Annotated in this window: 6 protein-coding genes and 1 pseudogene; 5 read left to right on the top strand and 2 right to left on the bottom strand. The window is 63.4% G+C overall.

Features of this window, described 5'->3' with window-relative positions:
- The 5 genes and pseudogenes from ACTHL0_RS14535 to ACTHL0_RS14515 form a co-directional block, all read left to right on the top strand.
- Positions 1-345 (top strand): annotated as a pseudogene (locus ACTHL0_RS14535) (bifunctional UDP-4-keto-pentose/UDP-xylose synthase); the annotation flags it as partial.
- Positions 346-418: 73 nt separating this feature from the next.
- Positions 419-1,315 carry a polysaccharide deacetylase family protein gene (locus tag ACTHL0_RS14530; protein ID WP_440567492.1) on the top strand — a complete coding sequence of 299 codons (897 nt, stop codon included), beginning with the start codon at positions 419-421 and terminating at the stop codon, positions 1,313-1,315.
- A 119-nt stretch (positions 1,316-1,434) separates the two neighbouring features.
- A complete protein-coding gene (locus ACTHL0_RS14525; protein WP_440567490.1) occupies positions 1,435-1,896 on the top strand; it encodes a peroxiredoxin in 462 nt (153 codons plus the stop codon).
- Between the two features lie 324 nt (positions 1,897-2,220).
- On the top strand, positions 2,221-4,029 hold the full coding sequence (locus tag ACTHL0_RS14520) for a PhoH family protein (RefSeq protein WP_440567488.1): 1,809 nt from the start codon (positions 2,221-2,223) through the stop codon (positions 4,027-4,029).
- A gap of 302 nt (positions 4,030-4,331) precedes the next feature.
- On the top strand, positions 4,332-5,306 hold the full coding sequence (locus tag ACTHL0_RS14515) for an NlpC/P60 family protein (RefSeq protein ID WP_440567486.1): 975 nt from the start codon (positions 4,332-4,334) through the stop codon (positions 5,304-5,306).
- Positions 5,307-5,484: 178 nt separating this feature from the next.
- On the opposite strand, the gene ACTHL0_RS14510 is transcribed toward ACTHL0_RS14515, so the two are convergent.
- Both ACTHL0_RS14510 and ACTHL0_RS14505 read right to left on the bottom strand, forming a co-directional pair.
- Entirely contained in the window at positions 5,485-6,495 is a 1,011-nt protein-coding gene (locus ACTHL0_RS14510) for an anion permease (RefSeq protein ID WP_440567485.1), read from the bottom strand.
- Between the two features lie 18 nt (positions 6,496-6,513).
- The gene (locus ACTHL0_RS14505; protein WP_440567483.1) at positions 6,514-7,140 is read right to left on the bottom strand and encodes a DUF47 domain-containing protein; all 627 of its coding nucleotides are present in this window, start codon (positions 7,138-7,140) and stop codon (positions 6,514-6,516) included.
- Positions 7,141-7,851 lie beyond the last annotated feature (711 nt).

The following is a 7,851-nucleotide window of genomic DNA, read 5'->3' as shown; positions in this document are numbered from 1 at the left end:
AACAACCAAACTCCGAACGGCAGCGCTGCGGCAAAGATCAACACCACCCCCAACCCCCCGAACCACGGCTGGGTGCGCGAGCGCGCCCACAAGATGCTCGCGCTGGCGGCCGAATTCCCCGAATACGCGGAATCGGCCAAGGCCGTGAACCTCGTGGAAACGTCGTCGGGCGCCTACTACGGCCAGGGCTATCAAGACGTCCAAAACCGGGTACCGAAGATCGAGAACACGATGTCCGAGCTGGGCTGGGCACCGAAGGCGACGTTCGACGAAGCCCTCCGCAAGATCTTCGAGGCATACCGCGGCCATGTGGCCGATGCCCGCGCACTCGTCGAGCAGCAGTAATCGCGGCGCAGCCGTCGTCAGCCAAGACTGCCCGCAGTCTGCCCGCAGTCTGCCGTTACGCCGAGGAGCGACTTTGCCCCGTATCGTCCTGAAAATCGACGTCGACACACTGCGCGGCACGCGCGAGGGTGTGCCCAACCTCGCGCGTATGCTCGATCGCTACAAGGCGCGCGCAACATTCCTGTTCAGCCTCGGCCCGGACCACACGGGCTGGGCGCTTCGGCGTGTGTTGCGGCCGGGGTTCCTGAAGAAGGTCTCGCGCACGTCTGTCGTCGAACACTACGGCGTCAAGCAATTGATGTACGGCGTGCTGCTGCCTGGCCCCGACATCGGCCGGCGCGCGCGTGCCGAAATGCGCGCCATCCATGAGGCCGGCTTCGAATGCGGCATCCATACGTGGGATCACGTGTACTGGCAGGACAACGTGCGTACGCGCGGGCGTGATTGGACCGCCGGCGAAATGCAAAAAAGCTTTGCCCGCTTCGTCGAGATCTTCGGTGCGCCGCCCACCACGCATGGCTCCGCCGGCTGGCAGATGAACGAGCACGCCTTCGAGCAGATCGACGCCTGGGGCATGCGCTACGCCTCGGACGGGCGCGGCCACTCGCCGTACCGGCCCGTTGTCAATGGCAAGGCGCTGCGCCACGTGCAACTACCCACTACGCTGCCAACGTTGGACGAATTGATCGGCGTGGACGGCTGCGACGAATCGAACGTCGCCGGGCGCTTGCTCGCGGCCACCGAGCGCAGCCCGCAAGATCAGGTGTTTACGCTGCACGCCGAGCTCGAAGGACAGAAGCTCGCCCCCATCTTCGAGCAGCTGCTCGCGGGATGGCATGCGCAGGGTCACACGTTTGCGACGATGGGCGATTACCATGCCGCGCTGGACCGCGACGGGCTGCCATCGTACCCTGTCACCTGGGGTGAGATTCCAGGCCGCTCGGGCGAGCTGATCGTCCAGCCGGACTGAGCGGGCGCGGCGAAGCACGCTCACTGCGGCCCGGCAGGCTCTACCCATCCACTTGTCAGCCCGACCACACGGCCCCTCGAACACTCGACCTTTTTGCGCGATAACAACAGGAGAAACACGTGCCCATTGCAGTCGACCAACCCGTCCCCGATTTTTCAGCCCCTGCGACGGGCGGCGATATCACGCTGTCCGGCCTGCGCGGCAAGAAGCTCGTGCTGTACTTCTATCCGAAAGACAACACGCCCGGCTGCACGACGGAGGGTTTGCAGTTTCGCGACCTCTATCCGAAGTTTCAAGAGGCGGGCGCGGAGATCATCGGTGTCTCGCGCGACAGCCTGCGTTCGCACGATAACTTCAAAGCCAAACTCGAATTGCCGTTTCCGTTGATCTCGGATGCCGATGAAGCGCTGTGTACCTTGTTCGGCGTCATCAAGATGAAAAAGATGTATGGCAAGGAGGTGCGGGGCATAGAGCGTTCGACCTTCCTGATCGACGCGCAAGGCGTGCTCCGGCGCGAATGGCGAGGGATAAAAGTGCCGGGCCATGTGGACGAAACGCTCGAGGCTGTACAAGGGCTTTGACGCGCGTTATATTGCGTTGCAATGAGTTCCCGTTCACTTCGTCTTGTCCGCTCGAGCGCTGTCGATTCGGTCGACGTATCATCCGTCCAGCGCTGCGCGATGCTCGAAACCGAGCCGCTTGCTCCATCGCAACAGGAGCGGCGGCTTTTTTGTTTTTCGGCGGCCGGGCCGTTTCCTCCCGCCGGACTCTTGCGAAGGAGTTGATCGAAATCTAGGCGAACCGGCGAACCGAAACCTGAAACGCGCTGCTTGAGGGCTCGCCCGCGAACAAGGACCGAGCGTTCGGTGGCGCATGAGATGCGACCCGATTCTTTGAGGGAAACCATGCCTTTGCCTACCCCGCCCAGCAAACTCGGCAGCTTGTTGCCGCCCGATGAATTCAAGGCCAAAGCCCGGCCGGCGCGAGGCGCCAAAAAACAGGGGACGATGGGGGAGCAAACCGAGGCCGCCGAGTACGGCTCGACCACCCATGTTGCCGCCCCGATGGGCGCCGCCGCCAATGCGGGCGCGACCCTGCGCCCATTGACGTCGTCGCCTGCCGCCGAATCCGCTCCCACCGCGCGCGGCCGTAAATCGAAGCAAACCGCGGCGCTCTTGCAACCGGCGGTGCAACCCGCTGTGCCCGCCCCGGTACAAGCGCGCCAGCAGGCCCCTGCCTCCGTTGCGGAGCCGGTTCAAGCGCTCGCCCCGCGCGGCGCTGTCAAAGCCCGCACGTCCAAGGCCGCCTCAGTCGAAACCGAATTGCGCAAGCTTTTCGTGCTCGACACGAACGTGCTCATGCACGACCCAACGTGCCTCTTCCGCTTCGAGGAACACGACGTCTATCTGCCGATGATGACGCTCGAGGAACTCGACAATCACAAGAAGGGCATGTCCGAAGTCGCGCGCAATGCGCGCCAGGTGAGCCGCACGCTCGATTCGCTCGTGGCGAATGCCGGAGCCATCACCGAAGGGCTCCCGCTCGCGGGCCTCGGTAGCCGCGAGGCGCTCGGACGGCTGTACTTCCAGACGAAGCTCGCCGATATCGAGCCCGTCGAAGGGCTGCCGCAAGGCAAGGCCGATAACCAGATTCTCGGCGTCGTCCGCGCGCTGCAACGCGATCGTCAAGATCGCCAGGTCGTGCTGGTGTCGAAAGACATCAACATGCGGATCAAGGCCCATGCGCTCGGCTTGCCCGCGGAGGACTATTTCAACGATCAGGTGCTCGAGGACAAGGATCTGCTGTTCTCGGGCGTGCGCGCCCTGCCCCAGGACTTCTGGACCAAGCATGCCAAGGGCATGGAAAGCTGGCAGGACAACAAGACGGGCACGACCTATTACCGTGTGACCGGCCCGCTGTGTCCGTCCCTGCTCGTCAATGAGTTCGTCTATCTCGAGCCGCAAACGGGTGAGCCGCCGTTCCAGGCAATCGTGCGTGAGCTCAACGGCAAGACGGCGGTGCTGCAGACGCTGCGCGACTACAGCCATCACAAGAACAATGTCTGGGGCATTACGGCGCGAAATCGCGAGCAGAACTTCGCGTTGAACCTGCTCATGAACCCCGACATCGACTTCGTGACGCTGCTGGGTCAAGCCGGTACCGGCAAGACGCTTGTCGCGCTGGCAGCCGGCCTCGCGCAAGTGCTCGACGAAAAGCGGTACAACGAGATCATCGTCACGCGTGCCACTGTGCCCGTAGGCGAGGACATCGGCTTTTTGCCCGGTACCGAGGAAGAGAAGATGCAGCCCTGGATGGGCGCGTTCGACGACAACCTCGAAGTCCTGCAGCGCACCGACGACAGCGCGGGCGAATGGGGCCGCGCCGCCACGCAGGAGCTGATCCGCTCGCGCCTGAAGGTCAAGAGCATGAACTTCATGCGTGGGCGCACCTTTGTGGACAAGTACCTCATCATCGACGAAGCGCAAAACCTGACGCCCAAGCAGATGAAGACGCTCGTCACGCGCGCGGGCCCCGGCACGAAGATCGTCTGTCTCGGCAACATCGCTCAGATCGATACGCCGTATCTGACCGAAGGCAGTTCGGGGCTCACGTACGTGGTGGATCGCTTCAAAGGTTGGACGCACAGCGGCCATGTCACGCTCGCCCGCGGCGAACGTTCGCGGCTCGCGGATTACGCTTCCGATATTCTCTAAACGGCTCAATGGCTTCGGGGCGGAATCTTCGCCCCGGCCTTTCGTGCTCGACGTTCCGCGCCCGGTTTGTACCGGGCGTTTTTGTTTTTTGGGGCCGCAACGCGCCGCGCCGCCGTGCTCGGCCGTCTCGGGGCGGCAACGCTTGCGCCCACAACTTCAAGTAATTGATGAAGAATTCTTGCCGAAGCCCCGCCGGCAGGGCTACTATCGGCCGCAATAGCCGGCGCAGGCGCCATTCGACGCGCGCGCCGTTCAATCGATCTATCGGCACCTGACGACACGCGCGCCAGGACACCCCTTTCATGCTGCGACTTTGGCTTCTCGTTCTCGTTGCATTATCGTTGGCCGCGTGCTCGAGCGCGCCGCCCCGGAGCACGCGCGGGGGAGGCAGTACGTACGGCGGCGAGAACACCCAGCGGACGATGCCGCCCGGCTCGCCACGGTTCGTCGATCACAGCATTGGCCGCGAAGAAATCTCGATCGAGGCGATGAGCCTGATCGGCATTCCGTATCGCTGGGGGGGCAACACGCCCGACAGCGGGTTCGATTGCAGCGGCCTGGTGCGGTATATCGTCGGCCGCGCGGCCAATGTCGATTTGCCGCGAACGACGGCCGATATCAGCCGCCGGGGCGAATCGATCGACCCTGACGAGATTGCACCGGGCGATCTTATTTTTTTCAATACGACGGGCCGTGCGCATTCGCACGTCGGCATCTACGTCGGCAAATTGCGCTTCGTGAATGCGCCGTCGACGGGCGGCACCGTCCGGCTCGACTATCTGACGAACCCTTATTGGGCCAAGCGCTTCGACGGCATTCGGCGCGTCGCGCCGCCGCTGAAAGCGCCGTCGCCGTTCGATGCGCCGACCGAATTGGCGGCGCCCCGCTCGCCTATTGTACCTATTGCGCCTGTTGCGCCCACTGCGCCCGACACACCTGCCGCAGCACCGCCCGTGCGGACAGCCGTCGCTGCGGCCAGCGCGCGCCCCTCGGTGTCCCCCGTTCCGCCGGCACCCACCGCGCGGGTCAGCACGGCAGCTACCGCGGCACGTAGCGAGGATCCGATCGACGCGGCAGCGGACGCGTTCGAACCGCCGCCACCTGTGGTAACGCAAGCGGCGCGTCAGGCCGCGCAAGCGGGGGCGGTCCCGGTGCAGCCCACGCGCGCAGAGCCGAGCGGACAAGTCATGCGCGCGTCGACGGCGCCCAGTGCGGCACCCCCACCCACTTCGACGAGCGACGATCCCATCGCCCGGTTCGCCAATCACGCTGAATAAGACCAGACGAATGGAGAGCCCGATGCGTGGCGCGGACAGCCGATTTTTTTAGCGCCTGCTGCAACGAACGGGAGTTCAAACGAGAAAAGCGATGCATCGGGCATCAATCAGCCCCAAGCATCGCTCTCGAGAGGGTAACGAATGCTTTCTCGCTACCGGACCGGCCAGGCTTCGCGGCTCACAGGAACCGATGCCCGAGCCACCAGGCGGCCGCTGAGAGCAGTGCCGATGCCGGGATCGTCAACACCCACGCCCAGACGATGCTGCCCGCGACACCCCAGCGCACCGCTGAGAGCTTGTGCGTGGCGCCGACACCGACAATCGCGCCCGTGATCGTGTGAGTGGTCGATACGGGCACGCCTATGGCCGAAGCCGTGAACAGCGTGATCGCACCGCCCGCTTCCGCGCAGAAGCCGCCGACCGGCTTGAGCTTGGTGATCTTCTGCCCCATCGTACGCACGATCCGCCAGCCGCCGAAGAGTGTGCCCAGACCCATGGACAAATAGCAGGCGCCAATGACCCACACGGGCGGAGAAGCCGCCGTGGCCGAAGCGTAGCCGGTGGCGATGAGCAGCATCCAGATGATACCGATCGTCTTTTGCGCGTCGTTGCCGCCATGCCCCAGGCTATAGAGGCCGGCCGAGATGAGCTGCAGACGCCGGAAACGGCGATCGACCTTGCTGGGCGGCGTTCGGAAATAGATCCATGACACGGCCGTCATGAAGAACGACCCCAGAATGAACCCCAGCAGCGGCGAAATGAAGATGAATGCGACGGTTTTCAGGATGCCGTCGATGTTCAACGCCCACCAGCCTGATTTGGCCAGCGCTGCGCCCACCAGCCCGCCGATCAGCGCGTGCGAGGAACTGGCGGGAATGCCGAAGCGCCAGGTCAGGATGTTCCAGACGATCGCGCCGGCCAGCGCGCCGAAGATCACGTAGTGATCGACGATCTTCGGATCGATCGTACCCTTGCCGACCGTTTGCGCGACCTTCAGGTGGAAGATGAAATAAGCGATGACGTTGCACGCCGCCGCGAACGCAACGGCCTGCTGCGGCTTGAGCACGCCCGTCGAGACGACGGTCGCGATCGAATTCGCGGCATCATGAAAGCCGTTCATAAAATCGAAGGCCAGTGCGACGATGATCAGCGTCGCAAGCCCCCAGGTGGCGATCTGGATCGATTGCATCAGTGTGGTCCGCCCGCGTTACGCGTTTTCCAACACGATGCCTTCGATGATGTTCGCCACATCCTCGCACTTGTCGGTAATCGACTCGAGCAATTCGTACACGGCCTTCAACTTGATCAGCGTCTTGACGTCGTCTTCCTCGCGGAACAGCTTCGACATCGCCGCTCGCAGCACGCGATCGGCTTCCGATTCCAGTCGATCGATTTCCTCGCAGGCCGACAGGATCTGGCGGGCCTGGCTCATGTCCGACAGCATGCTCACAGCCCGTTGGACGTGCTTGGCCGTCTCGGTGCAGATATGCGCGAGCTGGCTCGCCTCCGACGTCATCGCCTGCACGTCGTAGAGCGAAACGGCCGTGGCGACGTCCTCCATCAAATCGAGGATGTCGTCCATCGTCGTGATGAGCTTGTGGATTTCGTCGCGATCGAGCGGCGTGATGAAGGTCTTGTGCAGCAGATCGATCGTTTCGTGCGTCAGCTTGTCTGCCGCCTTTTCATTGGCCTGCACGCGCTGCTTGTGGATTTCGGCTTCGCTGAGGTTGTCGACCAGGCGCTCGAGCTCCTCGCTCGCGGAGACGATGCACTTGGCGTGCTCGTTGAAAATTTCAAAGAACTTGCCCTCGGTGGGCATGAATCGACCAAACATATAGTCAGCAAAACCACAATAAAAACAAACGGTTAATGAACGTGCCGCCTACGCCTGAAGCGCGCCCGTACGGGGCTGTATGCATGTCGTGTTGCTAGACGTCCCCGCCGCGTCCGGCTGTGACACTTTCGTGACGGCGCACAGTGTACCGGAAAGCGCCGCCCTCCCGACGACGATCGTCGTATTGCGGCGCTCGCTCGCAACACTTGGACCGGCCCGCACTGCCCTCGGTAAATGAGCTATCACTCCTGCCGGTCCAGATCGGTATTTTCGCGATCTTATGACTCGGCTGTACCGTTGCCCTGCATCACATTGTCGAAAACCCATGCCGAAAAATCCTGCGCACCATGCTGTCACGCAAGATAAGCATGGGGAGCCTGACGGCGATTCGCTGAAACGGCAGCGTGCTCCGGTGCACCGCGACGATCGATTGAACGTCGCTCGCTGGCGGCAACCATCGCCAGACACAACGGAAACCCGCTGGCTGCGGCTTCAAGGGGCGGGCCTGACTAAGCCGCAACCTCAGGGTCGGGCGGCCGAGCGCGACACCCGGTCGCACCGGCGGAGACAATGCGGCAGATGCGGCGGCAGATGCGCGCCCGAGCACCGCGGCGCTCGGCTAATCGCCGCCGTGGAACGTCTGCGGGCCGGCGAAATTGTCGAACTTCGTGTATTGCCCCAGGAACGTGAGCCGAACGGGGCCGATCGGGC

It is taken from the genome of Trinickia sp. (genome assembly GCF_051961175.1).
Lineage (GTDB): Bacteria > Pseudomonadota > Gammaproteobacteria > Burkholderiales > Burkholderiaceae > Trinickia.
The sequence above is the reverse complement of the archived record's forward strand: the minus strand, read 5'-3'. Positions and strand labels throughout refer to the sequence as shown.